This window comes from Seleniivibrio woodruffii (assembly GCF_004339245.1).
Lineage (GTDB): Bacteria > Chrysiogenota > Deferribacteres > Deferribacterales > Geovibrionaceae > Seleniivibrio > Seleniivibrio woodruffii.
The window spans coordinates 602,534-619,112 of record NZ_SMGG01000003.1; the positions used below are offsets into that span (position 1 = coordinate 602,534).

17 protein-coding genes and 1 tRNA gene are annotated in these 16,579 nt (G+C 49.7%); 16 read left to right on the plus strand and 2 right to left on the minus strand.

Going from position 1 to position 16,579, the window contains the following annotated elements:
• The first annotated feature begins 2 nt into the window (after positions 1–2).
• The 6 genes from cbiM (at position 3) to glgA (ending at position 4,543) form a co-directional block, all read left to right on the plus strand.
• Positions 3–611: a cobalt transporter CbiM gene (gene cbiM / locus C8D98_RS02765; protein ID WP_132871814.1), complete on the plus strand. Its 609-nt coding sequence runs from the start codon at positions 3–5 to the stop codon at positions 609–611.
• Positions 601–1,116 carry a hypothetical protein gene (locus tag C8D98_RS02770; protein ID WP_132871815.1) on the plus strand — a complete coding sequence of 172 codons (516 nt, stop codon included), beginning with the start codon at positions 601–603 and terminating at the stop codon, positions 1,114–1,116. The genes cbiM and C8D98_RS02770 overlap by 11 nt, the downstream gene beginning before the upstream one ends.
• A complete protein-coding gene (locus tag C8D98_RS02775) occupies positions 1,113–1,769 on the plus strand; it encodes an energy-coupling factor transporter transmembrane component T family protein (protein WP_132871817.1) in 657 nt (218 codons plus the stop codon). Before C8D98_RS02770 ends, C8D98_RS02775 begins: the two co-directional genes overlap by 4 nt.
• The gene (locus tag C8D98_RS02780) at positions 1,766–2,416 is read left to right on the plus strand and encodes an energy-coupling factor ABC transporter ATP-binding protein (protein ID WP_132871818.1); all 651 of its coding nucleotides are present in this window, start codon (positions 1,766–1,768) and stop codon (positions 2,414–2,416) included. The genes C8D98_RS02775 and C8D98_RS02780 overlap by 4 nt, the downstream gene beginning before the upstream one ends.
• Before the next feature lie 78 nt (positions 2,417–2,494).
• Entirely contained in the window at positions 2,495–3,037 is a 543-nt protein-coding gene (locus C8D98_RS02785) for a manganese efflux pump MntP (RefSeq protein WP_132871820.1), read from the plus strand.
• 51 nt (positions 3,038–3,088) lie between these two features.
• Positions 3,089–4,543 carry a glycogen synthase GlgA gene (gene glgA, locus C8D98_RS02790; RefSeq protein ID WP_132871821.1) on the plus strand — a complete coding sequence of 485 codons (1,455 nt, stop codon included), beginning with the start codon at positions 3,089–3,091 and terminating at the stop codon, positions 4,541–4,543.
• On the opposite strand, the gene C8D98_RS02795 is transcribed toward glgA, so the two are convergent.
• Both C8D98_RS02795 and C8D98_RS02800 read right to left on the minus strand, forming a co-directional pair.
• Positions 4,527–5,408 carry a DMT family transporter gene (locus tag C8D98_RS02795; protein WP_132871823.1) on the minus strand — a complete coding sequence of 294 codons (882 nt, stop codon included), beginning with the start codon at positions 5,406–5,408 and terminating at the stop codon, positions 4,527–4,529. The genes glgA and C8D98_RS02795 overlap by 17 nt on opposite strands.
• Before the next feature lie 66 nt (positions 5,409–5,474).
• A tRNA-Met gene (locus C8D98_RS02800) sits at positions 5,475–5,551 on the minus strand.
• Positions 5,552–5,695: 144 nt separating this feature from the next.
• On the opposite strand from C8D98_RS02800, the gene C8D98_RS02805 reads away from it, so the two are divergent.
• The 10 genes from C8D98_RS02805 to aroB all read left to right on the plus strand — a co-directional run bounded on the left by C8D98_RS02805 (position 5,696) and on the right by aroB (position 16,570).
• On the plus strand, positions 5,696–7,189 hold the full coding sequence (locus tag C8D98_RS02805) for a leucyl aminopeptidase family protein (protein WP_132871824.1): 1,494 nt from the start codon (positions 5,696–5,698) through the stop codon (positions 7,187–7,189).
• Positions 7,190–7,331: 142 nt separating this feature from the next.
• A complete protein-coding gene (locus C8D98_RS02810) occupies positions 7,332–8,930 on the plus strand; it encodes an STT3 domain-containing protein (protein ID WP_132871826.1) in 1,599 nt (532 codons plus the stop codon).
• A 98-nt stretch (positions 8,931–9,028) separates the two neighbouring features.
• On the plus strand, positions 9,029–9,916 hold the full coding sequence (locus C8D98_RS02815; protein WP_132871828.1) for a selenium metabolism-associated LysR family transcriptional regulator: 888 nt from the start codon (positions 9,029–9,031) through the stop codon (positions 9,914–9,916).
• On the plus strand, positions 9,913–10,956 hold the full coding sequence (mnmH, locus tag C8D98_RS02820; RefSeq protein ID WP_132871829.1) for a tRNA 2-selenouridine(34) synthase MnmH: 1,044 nt from the start codon (positions 9,913–9,915) through the stop codon (positions 10,954–10,956). Before C8D98_RS02815 ends, mnmH begins: the two co-directional genes overlap by 4 nt.
• Positions 10,922–11,740: a septal ring lytic transglycosylase RlpA family protein gene (locus C8D98_RS02825; RefSeq protein WP_165871168.1), complete on the plus strand. Its 819-nt coding sequence runs from the start codon at positions 10,922–10,924 to the stop codon at positions 11,738–11,740. Before mnmH ends, C8D98_RS02825 begins: the two co-directional genes overlap by 35 nt.
• Positions 11,741–11,748: 8 nt before the next feature.
• Positions 11,749–12,465 (plus strand): ribonuclease PH, encoded by a 717-nt coding sequence (gene rph, locus C8D98_RS02830; protein WP_132871833.1) that lies wholly within the window; start codon positions 11,749–11,751, stop codon positions 12,463–12,465.
• On the plus strand, positions 12,462–13,052 hold the full coding sequence (gene rdgB, locus C8D98_RS02835; protein WP_132871835.1) for an RdgB/HAM1 family non-canonical purine NTP pyrophosphatase: 591 nt from the start codon (positions 12,462–12,464) through the stop codon (positions 13,050–13,052). The genes rph and rdgB overlap by 4 nt, the downstream gene beginning before the upstream one ends.
• The gene (locus C8D98_RS02840) at positions 13,049–14,980 is read left to right on the plus strand and encodes a transglycosylase domain-containing protein (RefSeq protein ID WP_132871837.1); all 1,932 of its coding nucleotides are present in this window, start codon (positions 13,049–13,051) and stop codon (positions 14,978–14,980) included. The genes rdgB and C8D98_RS02840 overlap by 4 nt, the downstream gene beginning before the upstream one ends.
• On the plus strand, positions 14,977–15,498 hold the full coding sequence (locus C8D98_RS02845; protein WP_243640901.1) for a shikimate kinase: 522 nt from the start codon (positions 14,977–14,979) through the stop codon (positions 15,496–15,498). The genes C8D98_RS02840 and C8D98_RS02845 overlap by 4 nt, the downstream gene beginning before the upstream one ends.
• Positions 15,499–15,520: 22 nt before the next feature.
• On the plus strand, positions 15,521–16,570 hold the full coding sequence (gene aroB, locus C8D98_RS02850) for a 3-dehydroquinate synthase (protein ID WP_132871841.1): 1,050 nt from the start codon (positions 15,521–15,523) through the stop codon (positions 16,568–16,570).
• The last annotated feature ends 9 nt before the right edge of the window (positions 16,571–16,579 follow it).

Genomic DNA, 16,579 nt, shown 5'->3' on the forward strand with positions numbered 1-16,579 from the left:
CTATGCATATCTCCGAAGGCGTACTGTCCGTTCCTGTGCTTGTTGCCACGGGAACGGCAGGAGCCGTTTTAACAGTATACGGATTTTACAGGATGAAGGCGGACATGATGGCCAGAACGGCTCTTATGTCCAGCCTGTTTTTTGTTGGCTCTTTCATCCACATTCCCGTGGGGCCTGCCAGCGTCCACCTTGTGCTGAACGGACTGGTGGGGGCGGTTCTGGGGTTCTGCGCCTTTCCTGCGATACTCATCGCTCTGGTGCTTCAGGCGCTTCTTTTTCAGTTCGGAGGATTCACCACGCTGGGAACAAACGTTCTGGTGATGGCTCTCCCCGCACTGGCGGGATATTTTCTGTTTGCGCTCGGTTCGAAAAGCTCCGGCAGAATGAGATGGCTGCTTTACTATCTTACGGGTGCAGTACCCGTGCTTTTGTCTGCGGCTCTGCTCTCCGCCGTTCTTGCATTCAGCGGCAGCAGGCTGTATGATACAGCAAAAGCTATTTTCCTGATGAACATCCCCGTGGTTGTGACAGAGGGGCTGGTTTCGATGTATTTATTTAATTTTTTAAACAAGGTCTATCCCGACTTTTTGAGTAAAAACCATGAAAACTAAAATTCTTTTGGCTGCGATGTTATTGATTGGGCTGACGTCTAATGCGAGTGCCCACAAGCTGAACATCCTTGGCTTTGCGGAGAACGACACCCTTTCCATAAACGCATATTTCGCCGACGGCTCGCCCTGTCAGGAGTGCGCTTTTCAGGTCATAGGCTCTGACGGCAAAGTATTTGCCGAGGGCAGGCTGGACAAAAAGGGTGAGTTCTTTCAGGCGGGAAAAACACCTGCCGAAATGACCATCATCGTTGATGCCGGAGCCGGACACAGGGGCGAAGAGAAGATAACCGCCGCTGAGACCTCCGAAGTGAAAGCGGAGGACGAACCCGCCGCACCTGCTGACAACACACAGCTCAGGCAGATGATCCGTGAGGAGCTTTCGAAGCAGACTGCGGAGCTTAAGGCTGAGATGGACAAGGGAAAGAGCAGACTTGATAAGATAATCGCAGGCATAGGCTATATTCTGGGAATATTCGGAATAGCAGTGCTCGTAAGGAAGAGATGAGATTTTCCCCTGCGGCAGGCATATTGTGCGCCGTCATATATTCTTTCGTGATCGCCTTTAAACAGAGCATAACTCCCTTCGATGCCGTTTTTGCGGCGGGGATCATGGCTCTGCGGTGGAACTGTCTGCCGAAATACGCCCTCCGCATAGCGAAGCTGAATCTTATGATAATCTTCATCAGCGCAACGGTTTACATATTCGGGCAGGATTCTGCGCACGCAATTCTGATATTCATCAGGTACAACCTGATAGTCTGCGTCACCGCCGCCATGTTCTGCGGAATGAACGCAACTGATTTCTACTACGGTTTTTATACGCTGAAACTTCCTCATAAATTCACGGTTCTGCTGTTTTTTGCGGTGAAATACATCGAAATAATCGGAAACGAATACGAAAAGATGCGGACTTCACTCAGAATACGCAACTTCAAGCCCCGAACCGACAGATTCACCTACCGCACCCTCGCCTATCTTCTGGGTATGCTTCTGGTGCGCAGTATGGACAGGGCGAATGCCCTGACCGAGGCGATGAAGATGCGGGGATTTGCGGGCAGGCTCTATCCGTTCAACTTCCGCCCGTTCTTTCCGGCGGACGTTGCGGCGGCGGCGCTGCTGGTGTTTCAGATTTTTCTTACATACGGAGTGACCCGATGAGCTGTTCCATAACCCTGAGAGATTTGAGTCTTGCCAGAAACGGCGAAGTGCTTTTTGAAAACGTGACGCTGAGCGTCGGACATAAGGACAAGATAGCAGTCATGGGGCACAACGGAGCGGGTAAAACGACGCTGTTAAAGTCCATCGTGGGACTTTGCAGGGTCAGGTCGGGCACAGTTGAGATATTTCACCATAAGCTTGTCACCGAAGAGGATTTCCGCAAGGCCAGAGGACATATAGGCTTTGTTTTTCAGGACAGCGACGACCAGATAATCGCCCCTACCGTGATAGAGGAGGTGGCTTTCGGTCTGCTGAACAGCAGGATGAAGCCCGCAGAGGCAGAGGCTCAGGCGGAGGCAATGCTGAACGAGCTTGGAATCTCCCATCTGCGTGACAGGATAACCCTGCATCTGTCCGGCGGCGAAAAGAAACTGGTGACACTGGCTTCCGTGCTGGTGATGAAGCCCGATATCCTCCTTCTGGACGAGCCTTCGGCGGGGCTGGACGAAAAATCGGTCAATCAGCTGGCATCCATTCTTGCATCCATCGACAAGAGCATGCTTATAGTCTCCCATGACTTTGAGTTTGTGAACAAAATGGGCGCACAGATAATGTATCTTACCCGTGAGGGGCTTGTCAGAGGCTGACAGCGGATATTTTTACAGCCTTGTAATTTTCAGTGTTTATCTATATTATTCCATCCTAACGAAACAACACGGTGAACCATGATTACTTTCTACGACATTCTGGGGATAGCACTTGCCATGAGCATCGATGCATTCTGCGTGTGCATATGCGTCGGTATGAAATATAATAAGCCAGCAAATTATATGAGACTGGGCGCTGCTTTCGGCTTCTTCCAGTTCATTATGCCTGTGGCGGGAGCCTACGCAGGCAGACTTCTTATGAAGTATACCGGAAACATAAAATATCTGGCGGCGGCGTTCCTCTTCTATGTTGCGTTCCATATGTTCCGTGAGGCATGGAAGAACAAGGAATGTAAGGTCTATCTTAGCGATCCAACTGTGGGCGTTGCACTTCTGATGCTCTCTCTTGCCACCAGCATGGACGCTCTGGGAGCAGGAATATCCCTTGCTCTGTGGGACGGCGGTATAATCTGGGCATCCTGCGTGATAGGTATAGTTTGTGCCCTTATGAGTTTTCTGGGCGTGTTCATCGGAAAACGCAGCAGAGGCTATGTCGGCCACTATGCGGAATACTTCGGCGCATTCATTCTGGCGGTGATAGGGGTCAGATTCGTCTTATAATCATTGGACATGGCCTCATGCCCAATGTACAATAGGGTGTGAGGTATATCTATGTCAGGATTTAACATATTATTTGTAACCAGCGAAGCCGCACCCTTTTCGAAAACAGGCGGGCTGGGCGATGTCAGCGGTGCGCTTCCTGCGGCACTGGCCGACAGCAACAAGGTCATTGTCGTTTCCCCTCTCTATTCATCCATAAACAGGGAAAAATACGGAATAAAGCTTGTAACAGGCGGATGCTGTGTGCATATGGGCAACTGCGAAGAGTTCTATGCCCTGCACCACACTGTTCTTGACGGTGTGGACTTCTATTTCCTTGAGTTCGATAAATACTTTAACCGCACTGGGATATATCACACAAAGGCAGGGGAATACGGCGACAACCCGTTCCGTTTCTCGTTCCTCAGCCGGGCGGCTCTGCAGGTTGCAAAAGACCTGAATTTCAGACCGGACATAGCCCATGTTAACGACTGGCAGACGTCTCTCGTTCCTTATTATATAAAGCGTCTGGGCGACCCTTTCTTTGCGGATACCAAAAGCATAATCACCATACATAACATAGGCTATCAGGGGATATTCGGAACTGAGTTCATGGAATATGCGGGAATAGCTAAGGATGATTTCAACGCAGGAGCGTTTGAGAACTTCGGAGCGGTTAACCTGTTGAAAGGCGGGCTTGCCTTTGCGGACAAGATAACCACCGTCAGCCCCACCTATGCGAAAGAGATCCGGGGGCCAATAGGCTCGTCAGGGCTCCATGAGCTTCTGAATGCAAGGGGAAGCGACCTTGCGGGGATACTCAACGGAATCGATACCGGCGTGTGGAATCCTGCAAAGGACACCTATATACCTTATCAGTTTGATGTGAAAAGACTTGAAAATAAAACGAAAAATAAGCTGGAACTCCAGAAGAGGTTCGGCCTGATACAGGATGAGAAGATCGCTCTGTTCGGTTTCGTAGGCAGGTTTGCAGACCAGAAGGGGCTTTACCTTCTGCGTGATGCCTGTGTGCGTGCCATGAACGAAATGGTCTGCCAGTTTGTGGTGGTGGGTTCAGGCGAACAGGAATACGAGGAGTTTTTTAGCGCTCTTCCGGCCAGATATCCGGGCGGGGTCGGTGCTTTCATCGGCTACAGCGAGGAACTGGCGCATATTGTGGAGGCGGGCAGTGATTTCTTTGTGATGCCGTCTCTCTATGAACCCTGCGGGCTGAACCAGATGTACAGTCTGGCATACGGCACTCTGCCTGTTGTCCGTGCAACCGGAGGGCTTGACGATACTGTGGATAACTATGACGAGTCAACCGGCGGCGGAACGGGATTTAAGTTTGAGGCCATCAGTGCGGAAGCACTTTTCAATACCATAGGCTGGGCAGTCAGCACCTACTACGACCGCCCGAAACATATAGAAGCCATGCGCAAACGTGCCATGGCAAAGGATTTCGGCTGGAAAAAATCAGCGGATGCCTACATCCACCTTTATAAAGCCGTTAAAGGGTTGGTTTAGGCTTTTTGTTGATGATATAGATTGCGCAGAAGGCCAGCAGACCGCCTGCTATTGTGTTTAGGTGTATCTCCTCTCCGAGAAACAGCCAGCTCATCACCAGTGCGTTCACAGGAACAAGATAAACGAACGAGCTGGTTTTTTGTGAGCCAAGGCGTGTTGCCGCAAGAAAGAAAAGGGTTGTTCCGAATGTTGTTGCCGCCACGGACAGAAGCACCATGTTGCCCCAGAACATGAACGTGTGGGGAACAGCCGTGCTGCTGCCTTTGATCAGTACCAGCGCTCCTGCAATGAGTGTGCAGAAGAGATACATGTAAAATCCGTTGGTCAGCACTGTAGTGTATTTTCTCACATATCCGCCGAGATAGGTCACAAATCCCCAGACAACCGAAGCCGCAAGGAAAAATATATTGCCGCTTGAAAACAGCGTATCGATGTCAGCATTCCATATCTTCATGATTATCATTGCGCCGCACATACCCAGAACCAGTCCGAAAATATCCTTTCCGGCGGGAATTTTGCGGTTTGCCACGCTGACTATCAGAAAGGTCATGACAGGTATAAGGGTTGTCACAAGAAGACCGCCTATGCTTGCAAGGCCGTATCTGAGACCCGTGAAGAACATTTCGTTATAAACTATCATTACCATTGAGCACAGAAATGTGAACCCTAGCCCCTTCAGATTGATCCTGAAGGTTTCTTTCATGAAAATGACCACCGGAATGTAGCTTATAAAGGTAAGGAGGAAGCGGTAGAACATAAGGATGTCTGTGTTGGCTGAACCTGCGACCGCTTTGGCTGAGACCCATGATTCGCCCCAGCTTACCATAGCCAGAACCATCATTATATAGAAGAGCATGTCGGACATAAAAATACCCCACGCAGAAACATAGGTAAAACAAAAAAGCCCACCAGAAGGTGGGCTATATTTTTTTGGTTGCGGGGGCTGGATTTGAACCAACGACCTTCGGGTTATGAGCCCGACGAGCTACCAAGCTGCTCTACCCCGCGTCAAGGGAAACGAACAATATCAGTTTTATATGGGTGTGTCAATGGGGAATTTAAAAAAAATTTTATCAGTACTGATTATGCTTGAATTTATGCGGAAAAAGCGGCTTAATAGCTGAAATATAAAATGCTCCAGAGGTAGTTGACATGAAAATATCCTGTAGGAAGAAAACGGCGCTTAATTCCAAAAAGGATGCGATACTGATTCCTGTGTACCGCAATATGCGCCCCCTGAAGTCACTGACGGGAAAAAAGATAGAGGATTCCATCAACGAAATGATCGGCTCGGACTATTTCTCTTATGATGAGAAGGAGTTCACCTCTTTCTATGTCGAGATAGGCCGCAAGCTGAAAAAAATATATCTGGTGAACATCTCCAAAGATCCTCAGGAACTCAGATATTACATGGAGCTGGGTTCTGCATATTCTAAACTGCTGAAAAAGGACAGGATATCCTCCTTTTCCATGATAGCCTTCGAAGACGTATACATGGACAAGAAGGATCCCCAGTACACTGCGGCATTTCTGGACGGATTTTTCTTCGGCCAGTACAGCTATGATGCATATAAGAAAGAGAAGGGATGGCAGTTTGACGAGGTTGAGGTGATCACTTCATACGCCAAGCTTAAACGCAGTATGGACGACAACGCCGCAGGGCTGAACACCCAGTTCGAAAATATCTATCTGGCTAAAGACCTTGTGAACACCCCTCCCGCCGACCTTACGCCTGCAATATTTGCTGATAAGATAAGGGAAGCCGGAACTGAAAATCTGAAAGTGACCGTTGTTGAGGACATGGCGGAACTGGCTGAAAAATTCCCCATGGTCTATGCGGTGGGCAAAGGCAGCAGCAATCCTCCCCGCATGGTTATGCTGGAATACAACGGAAATCCTCAGAGCGAGAAACACGTAGCGCTCGTGGGCAAAGGGGTGACCTTTGATTCCGGCGGAAACAACCTGAAACCCACAGGTTCAATAGAAGACATGAAAACCGACATGGCGGGTGCGGCGGCTGTTTATGCAGTTACAAAAACTGCGGCCGAAACCGGAATGAAGGTAAACATAAAAACATATATCCCCATGGTTGAGAACATCATCGGCACATGCTCCTATAAGCCGGGGGATATCCTCACCAGCGCAATGGGCAAAACGGTTGAGATACTCAACACGGACGCAGAGGGCAGGCTTATCCTTGCGGATGCGCTTTACACCGCCACAAAGTCCGACCCCGAGGTCATAATCGACGTTGCGACGCTGACAGGCGCATGTATCATAGCTCTGGGCAAAAATTGTGCGGGACTTTTCTCCAACAGAAAATTCCTTGCGAAGAACATCACCGACATTTCATACGACGTTGCCGAGGACATCTGGGAGCTTCCCCTGCTTGAGTCCTATCAGAAAAGGGTTAAAAGCGACATTGCCGATCTGCGCAACATCGCAAAGCAGAAGGGCGAGGCAGGTTCTGTCATCGCAGGTCTCTTCCTGCAGGAGTTTGTGGACAACTGGCCGTGGATACACCTTGATATTGCAGGCCCCTCATTCATAGAGGAAGAGCACCCCATATTCGGCAAATACGCAACGGGATTCGGCATAAGGCTGCTGAACAGATTCATAAAAGTACATTACGCAGAGAATGCGTAAAAGATTTCATATCCCCTACTTTGGGAAAGGAGGGTTAGGGTGGATTTCCCTGTTATTGAAAGAGAATCCCTCCAGACCTCCCTTTGAGAAAGGGAGGCTTAATACAGAATCGATTGGAAGAATAATTAAGGGACATCTTGCCATGGATGTCCTTTTTTTTATCATCCTTCTGCTTCTGGTATATGTGCTGAATACTGCGGTGCGATACCGTCAGCATATAGATATATCTCAGAGCATAAGCCACGAGGCGGCGGGGCACATTATTATGGCGGCTAACGACCCCTACCGATGGCTCAGATATGCGAAGGAGATGTCAGCGGGAACTTTCGTCAGCGGCAAAGATCCGCTGTCTGCAGGCACTCCGCTTCCGTTCACTCCCCCTTTAAGCTTTATGATCTGCAAGCTGTCAGGTGCGTCAGGGCTTGATATGGAAACCGCATCCAGCCTGCTCACGGTCTTTCTTTCCGGCCTGTTTGTATTTCCCCTCGGTATTCTGATGTACCGTCTGGGCATGCCTGCGGCGGGTATCGGCGGCGGCATAACCGGAGGGCTGTGTCTTGCTTATCTTCAGAGAACCACTGCATTCCAGCCGGACACGGATATGCTGAACCTGTTTTTCCCGCTGACGATAATTCTGTTCATTCATCTGGCGGGCAGGGGGAGAACTCTGCTCTGGTCGGCGGCGGCGGGGCTTTTCTGCTGGTTTCATTACAGATGGTACGTGCACAGCGGTTTTGCTCCGGTCTGGCTCACACTTCTTATGATTTATTTGCTAATTATGGGCAAAAAAGGAAATATCATCCTGTATAGTGTTCTTGTTTTTATAATTTTCTGTTCACCGTTTCAGTTTTACAGCGGTTTTACAGGATTGTTCGATTTCTTTTCAGAAGGGGCGAAAAGCTATCCGGCGGCTGTTGACGAGCTGAGGAGAATGACCTTTGCCGAAAGTCTGCGGATGCTCACCAAAGACGGCTGGTCTGCTCTGGCGGGGCTTCTGTTGTTTGGGGCAACACTCCGGCGGACGTATCTGCTCCTGCCGCTTTTTGCGCTGGGATGCCTTATGTTTTTCAAAGGGGAAAGATTCGGGATGTATCTGGGGATGTTTGCGGGTATGGGCTTCGGTGTTCTGGCCGCTTTCGTATTCGGTCGGGTGAGGCGGTTCGGTTTTGCGCTCTCCTGCGCAGGTACACTTTTTATTTCCGTAATGCTCATTCATCCGTATTTTGTACCCGCTCCCTACGTTTCAAAACAACTCTTCGAAGAGATGGAAAAACTGAATATTCCGGCAGGTTCTGTGGTTGTTTCTCACTGGAACTACGGTTTTCTGCTCCAGTATCTGAAAAACGTGGGGACGGTTTCGGACGGAGCCAGCCAGTTCAAAGAGGGCTGGTTATTAACCCGTGAGCTTATGAGATCAGCCGATCCTAACCCTTTTGCAGGCAGAGTTGATGATGAAAAACCGCTCTGGCTGGTGCTTACGGAGGATATGAACGTTTCCGGAGGTTTGCACGGATATTTCAATGCGAACGGACTGGATTTCACTAATATTGAACATGGACTCGATTCGGATTTGAAAATTACGGAAAATGGTATGTTTTTTTCAATTTATAACAATAAAACACATGAATCATTTTTTGGGAAATCGTTTATTATTGGTACTTCCGATATAGGCTGTTTTAAGCTGGAAAATCGCAAGTACCCATATATCGCTGTGTATAAAGCAAAAGCTCACTGTCAATAAAACACTTACCCCTTAAAAATTACGAAATGAACTTTTCGCCATTGATTTTTTCTATGTTTATGCTATTTTCAACTAATATTAAACTGATGGAGTAGGATATGGATTTTAAACAGATTGAAGCTTTCGTGTTTGTTGCCAAATACAAATCTTTTTCCCGTGCTGCCGAAAAACTGCTTTTGAGCCAGCCCGCCATATCCACGCACATCAGCACCCTTGAGGAACAGCTCGGCGTTAAACTTTTCGACAGGCTTTCAAAAGAGGTAGTGCTCACCGAGGTAGGCCAGATATTCTTCCCCTATGCGGTGGATATCCTCGACCTGAGAGAGCGTTCCCACGAAGCCGTTAAGGAGTTTTTGAACGAGGTCAGCGGAAATCTGCACATAGGCTATAGCACTGTTGCCGCAGAATTTATTCTGCCCGAGGTCATTAAAAAGTTTAAGGAGGACTACCCTAAAACCTTCTTCAACATCGACAATGCAGGAACTCAGACGATAATCCAGAGACTTTCCGACGGTATCCTCGATCTTGCCGTGGTCGCAAGGAAAATACCCAAGAAAGACCTTGAATACAAAGTTCTTACGAAAGATAAGATAGTCCTGATAGTCCACAAGAACCACAAGTTCTATACCAGAGGAAGCGTTTTCATCGAAGAGATACTTGCCGAGGAGTTCATCACCCGTGAGATAGGCTCCGGCACCAGAGCTTCCGTTGAACACGGTTTCAAGCAGAAGGGCTACGACTTTGACAGCCTGAATATTGTCGCTGTCTTAAGCTCCACCTTCTCCATTAAAAATGCGGTTAAGAAGGAGCTGGGAATCGCTTTCATGTCTGAAATGGCACTGGCAGACGAGAACGACGGCACGATAAAAGCCATCCCCGTCACCGACCTTGTGGTGGAAAAAGAGGTATACGTTGTATACAGCAAAAACAGGACAAACAAGAAACTCCTGAAACATTACATAGATACGCTTCTGAAGTTTAAGTGACCGACGGCAGAGAGATATCGTTAAGCTACATTCTGGAGAAGGGGCTCAGCCATTTTAATCTGGTTGATGTCCGCTCAGAGGGTGAGTTTGCAGAGGACTGCATCCCCACCGCTTTAAATATTCCTTTGCTGAAAAACGAAGAACGGGCGAGGGTGGGAACATGTTATGTTCAGACCGGCCCCAGAGAGGCGAAACTGCTGGGTGTTGACATTGTCAGCCCGAAACTTCCTCAGCTTATCAGGCAGTATATGGATATCAAAGACAGCCGCATGCTGGTGGTCTACTGCTGGCGGGGCGGCCTGCGCAGCGGGAGCACGGCAGGGCTTCTCACTCTGGCGGGGCTTGTTGTCCACAGGCTTGAGGGCGGCTACAAATATTTCAGAAATCACATCAATTCATTTTTTCAGAACTTTTCACCCGACTATTCTTTCATAAATCTGTACGGCCCCACAGGATGCGGCAAGACCGCAATTCTCCGTGCCCTTGAGAGCGGAGCCAGAGTTCTCGACCTTGAAAAGGCTGCTGCCCACAAGGGGTCAAATTTCGGCGATGTGGACGAACCGGACTATAAAAATGTTACTCAGAAGAATTTTGAATCAAAAATCTGGTATAAATTATATAGCGGGAAAGAGGGCGTGTATCTGGCAGAAGCCGAGAGCATGAAGATAGGTAAAGTGTCAATCCCAAGAAGCCTTTTCAACAGGATGAGGGAGGGGAAAAGCGTTGTTGCCGAGGTGTCTCTGGATGCCCGCATACGCTTTACGGTGGACAATTACAAGCCCGAACTGTATAAAGATGAGATACTGTGTTCATTACTTCGCCTGAAAAAGTACATCGGAACAGCGAAGACGGAGGAACTGGCACGGCTTCTGAACCAGAAAGACTACGAGACCTTCACGCAGATTCTGCTTGAGTCCTATTACGACCCGCTCTACATGCGGTCAATACCCGAGAAGCCAGACTATGTCATCAGGTATGAGAACATTGAAGACGGGAGAAAACAGCTTGAACAGATTTATTTGGAAAATACTGATACTTAATCTTCTGATCCTGAGCGCACTGCCCGCCTTTGCGGACGGAGAGACTGCTCAGCCCCAAACGCAGCCGCAGGAACAGCAGAAAGCGGCCGCCCCCGAAGACAAAAAGATGGCCTCTGCCATCGAAGAAAAAAAACCTATAGCAGTCGCAGACGCACGGACACCCGCAGGTGCGGAAATGTTCGGAGCCGTTTTCGATCGCCCCTATACAGTCAGGGGAATAACCTATTACAGAATGAAATCCGTGCAGAGCTTTAAGCAGTCGGGTCTTGCCTCGTGGTACGGCAAGGGCGACCACGGTAAAAAAACCTCCAGCGGCGAAAGATATAACATGTTCGACATGACCGCCGCACACAAACAGCTGCCGTTGGGCAGTCTTGTGCGTGTGGACTGTTCGGAGACGGGAAAGACGGTTGTTGTTCGTGTGAACGACAGAGGTCCCCACGTTCCCGGCAGAATAATAGACCTGTCCTATGCGGCGGCAAGCCAGCTTGAGCTGATAGGCAAGGGGCTTACCAAGGTTGATATAACTCTCATAAACGGAACGGAAGAGGACAACGAACCTGAGATGGGCAACTTCTCGGTTCAGCTCGCCTCCTTCTCAATCCGCCAGAACGCCGAAGAGGTTGCGGCCGGCATCGCAAACGCTGTCATTGAACCTGCCATCATAAACGGAACGGAATATTTCCGTGTGCGTGTGGTTGGGTTTACCACGAGAGAGGATGCGGTGACCTTTAAGGACTCCAAGGTCGGAACCTATCCCAATGCACTGATAATAAGCGAATAAGGAATAAAATGAGAACAGACAGACCCGGCGACAGAATGCGTCCGGTAACACTTACCAGAGATTATGTTATGCACCCCGAAGGTTCGGTGCTCTGCGAATTCGGAAACACAAAAGTGCTTTGCAACGCCAGTTTCAGTCAGGGGGTTCCCCCTTTTCTGAAAGATTCCGGCAGAGGCTGGGTCACAGCGGAATATGCAATGCTTCCCAGAGCCACAAACACCCGCAACCAGAGGGAATCCAAACGGGGCAAAGAGGACGGCCGTACAATGGAGATATCCAGACTGATAGGCCGGAGCCTGCGGGCGGCGGTGGATTTTGAGAAGCTGGGCGAAAATACCATAATCATAGACTGCGATGTGCTTCAGGCTGACGGCGGAACACGCACGGCGGCCATCACAGGCGGATTCTGCGCACTTTACATAGCGGCAGAGAGGATGGTTGAAAAAGGAGTTCTGGCCGAGAACCCCGTGCAGGACTTTGTGGGTGCTGTGAGCATCGGCATAGTGGACGGGCAGTATCTACTGGATCTGCAATATACCGAGGACAGTGCGGCTGACGTCGATTTGAACCTCGTCATGAAGAACGGAGCCGATATCATCGAAATTCAGGGATGCGCAGAGGGTGCGGCCTTTTCAAGGGACGGGCTGGACAGAATGCTCGATCTGGGTGTCAGGGGGATTGAAAACCTTCTGGCGGCACAGAAGAGACTGCTGGGGCTTGCATGAGACTCTATGTCGCTACAAAAAATCAGCATAAACTGAAAGAGATAGGCCAGATACTGAGCGGGTTCGAGGTTGTCAGCGCATACGACTATATTGAAGAGGATATGGACGTTGAAGAGACGGGCAGAACCTTTCTGCAGAACGCTTCAATAAAGGCTAAGGCGCTTTCAAAACTGGTTGACGGGTACGTCATTGCGGATGATTCGGGAATTTCCGTGGATGCGCTGGACGGCGCACCTGGAGTTTTCAGCGCAAGATTTGCAGGCTCAAAGGCCACTGATGCGGACAATAACAATAAGCTTCTGGCTGTAATGGAAAGGGTTCCGGACGAAGCCAGAGGAGCGAGCTACATCTGCGTTATCGCCCTTGCTGCGGGCGGAAACGTTGAGCGAACCTTCGGCGGAATGTGCGAAGGGGCGGTTGCCAGAGACTATAAAGGCGAAGGCGGCTTCGGATACGATGTCATCTTCCTTCTGCCCGACGGCAGGCACATGGCCGAGCTGACGGACGAAGAGAAGAACGCCATCAGCCACAGAAACATGGCTCTTCAGCTTCTGAAAGAGTATCTGGATTCCAAACAGGACAAATGATGAGATATCTGAAACTTTTCCTGATACTGGCTGTGTTGGGTGCCGCAGGGGCGGCGGGCACGATGTGGTATCTGGAAAAGGTAAGGATAAAACTGGAACTCTATTCTCCCGATATGGGAGCGATGTTCTACTTCGACAGAAAGACCAAGACAGTTTCAATCTATTCCAAAGATAACATTCTTATGTATAAAAAGGTATACGAGCGGGCAGATGTTATGCCCTCGGTCATACCTGCGGATTTCTATGCACTCATGTCCTATGCTGGCAGAAACATCTATACCTGCGAGAGACCGGACACCGAAGATGAAATAAAACTCCTGAAAAAATATGAGATACCCGCCGGGGGGCTGGACGACTGCATAGTTATGTATCAGGCGGAGAAGGCCGCCTATATGTACAAGGACGACCCGCACTATGATCTGGTACTGTGGAAGACCGCCGCAGACCTGATAAAGATGCACGGGATGCAGGGCATATATGATGCGTATCTTCAGACTGTCTACATGCAGAGCGACCTCTGGGGGCTGGAGTCCGCTTCGCTCTTCTATTTCGGAAAGAGTGCGGAGTTTGCGGACAGGCCGCAGATACTCTGGCTTATGACAGTTATGACGCTGAACATCCTGCCGTATGAGGACATAGAGAGCTTCGTAAAGCGCACCGGTGAGTTAGCTCAGTTTATGACGAAAGACGGGAACAAGGCATATTCGGATGCTCTGCGTACCCCTGTTGAATACAATATAACGGCAATGACGGACGAATATCCCCAGTATACGTCACTTATCCTTGAGGAGATGGAGCGCAGAGGGGTTCAGCCTTCCGGCGAGATGACAGTCACCTCCGGTCTGAGCCTTGCAACCATAAAGGCGGCGCAGGAGGCCATAGCCGAGCGGCTGCCTCTGGTGCCTGAGGGTGCGAATATCGTTCTTGCGGTGGTGAACACCGAGGACGGTTCCATAGAGGCACTGGCGGCCAGCAACCGTTTCCGCTTCCGCACAATGCAGATGAAAAGGCAGATAGGTTCAACTTTCAAACCCGTCGTCTATCTGACAGCCTTTGAGAATGGCTTCAGACCGAATCAGCTGATAAACGATAAAAGATATGAATATAAGAACCACGGCAAGCCCTACAGTCCGGTGAACTATGACGACTATTACATGGGCGTGATACCTCTGAGAAAGGGGCTTGTGTTCTCTCTGAACAACGCCACCATCCGCCTTGCCACCCTGACAGGACTGAACAAGGTTGCAGACACCGCAAAGGATATGGGCATGGCATACGATGTTAAGCCCTATCTGGCGATGCCGCTGGGCATTTTCCCGCTGACGGCGGTGAATCTGGCTCAGGTATATTCCGTTATAGGCGCAGGGGGCATCCGGAAGGACAGCGGGCTGATACTTAACATAAGGCAGACAAACGGCGATCCCGTTTTCTATGCCAAGCGCAGACCGACCCCCATAGTTTCTCCGGTAAGTGCCTATCAGGTCATGCATATCCTTCAGGACGGCCCCAGAATAGGAACGGCCAGAGGCTCTGGCATCCTGCTTGGAACTGCGGCAAAAACGGGAACAACGAACGAATATAAGGATGCATGGACGGCGGCCATCGCTCCGCCCTATTCCATTGTTGCATGGGTGGGTTTCGACGACAACCGGAGCATGGGCGAGAAGGGTACGGGTGGCAGTCTTGCCGCACCCGTAGTCGCTGCATTTCAGAAAAGAATATGGGGCGAAGGCCAAAAAATAGATTTGAATATTCCGCAGGGTGTTGTATTTAAAGAAGCCGACAGTTACAGCGGAGTGGTGACGGGTGGTGCATGTCAGTCGAAAAAGGTCTATATTGAAGCCTTTGCCGAAGACAGCGTTCCCGAGCCGTGCGTCCGCTCGGCAGTCGAGAAAATGGAAAGCGAAAACACAACGAAGGGGCAATGATGAAGAATATTTACCTGATTGGCTTCATGGGCACAGGCAAAAGCACTGTGGGAAGACTTCTTGCGGAAGACTTTAAAATGAAGTTCGTCGATACCGACAAAATGGTGGAAGAGATGACGGGCAGAACCATCGGCGAGATTTTTGAGGAATCTTCCGAGGCAGAGTTCCGTAAACTTGAGACCGAGGTTTTAAGGAAGATAACCGAAGAGAAGGGCATGATAGTCTCAACAGGAGGCGGCATAGTCGTCACCAGAGGCAACCTTGACCTCATGAAAAACTCCGGCCATGTTTTCACCCTTATAGCCGATGCTCACACGATCCACGAAAGACTGAAAGCGGATGATACCTGCAGGCCTCTGCTTGAAGTTGCTGAACCGCTTGATGAAATTAAAAGGCTGCTTTTTGAGAGAGCCGCTTTCTATATTAATGCTCATCATATCATAGAAACTTCCGATATTACTCCTAGGGAGGCGGCAGACCAGATAACCGCTATCCTGAGACAGGAGATACAGGGCTGATAAGCCTTATAACGGGAGTGTCATGGGCAAAGTTTTCGTTGATCTGAAAAAGCAGGTTGACTATTCCTACGAAATAACCATCGGCAGCGGATTCGTTGCCGATGTTCTGAAATCCTTCAACACCGAAAGTGATTTCTTCATGGTGGATGACAACGTTTTCAGCCTATACAGCGGAATAATGCCTAAAGACCGTGTCTACCGTTTCCGTGCGGACGAACACAACAAAACCCATGAATCTGTTGTTGCCGTTCTCGGTTTTCTGTTTCGCGGCGAATGCCGCAGAGACGGCAGGCTCATTCTTGTGGGCGGCGGGATAACAGGAGATGTGGGCGGTTTCGTAGCCGCAACCTACATGCGGGGCATAAGCTTTGTTCAGATACCCACAACCCTGCTTTCAATGGTGGATTCCAGTGTCGGCGGAAAGACCGGAATCAATTTCAGAGGCGCAAAGAACAATGTGGGCGCATTCTGCCAGCCTAAACACGTCTATATAGATATGGATTTCCTGAAAACCCTCACCGATGAGGAATACCTTAACGGTGTTGCGGAAGTCATAAAATACGGCGCTGTGTACGATGCCGAGTTTCTTCAATATCTCTGTGACAACAAAGACAAAGTTCTGGCAAGGGATACCGAGGTGCTTGACTATGTGGTCACCCGCTGCTGTGCGCTGAAAGCGCAGGTGGTCAAGGTCGACGAGAAGGAGCAGGGCGAAAGGGCACTGCTTAACTTCGGGCACACCTTTGCACACGCAATAGAGACAGATTCCCACCATGTCGTAAAACATGGCTTCGCTGTGGCCACGGGCATGTATCTGGAGACGGATTATGCCGTTAAGCACAAGCTTGCGGTTCCTGATGCTCTGTCGGAAGTCGGGAAAGTTCTCAGAATTTACGGTTTTCCGCTGGAATATAAGATAGTGGACAAAGACCTTTTCTTTACTGCAATGACAGCCGACAAGAAGGCCGACAGAAAGGGACTGACCCTTGCCATTGCACCAGCACCGGGCACAGGAAGAATTGTGAAAAACATTAGCCTGCAATCGGTTATAGAATACTTCGAAAGTATCTGACCCACCGCA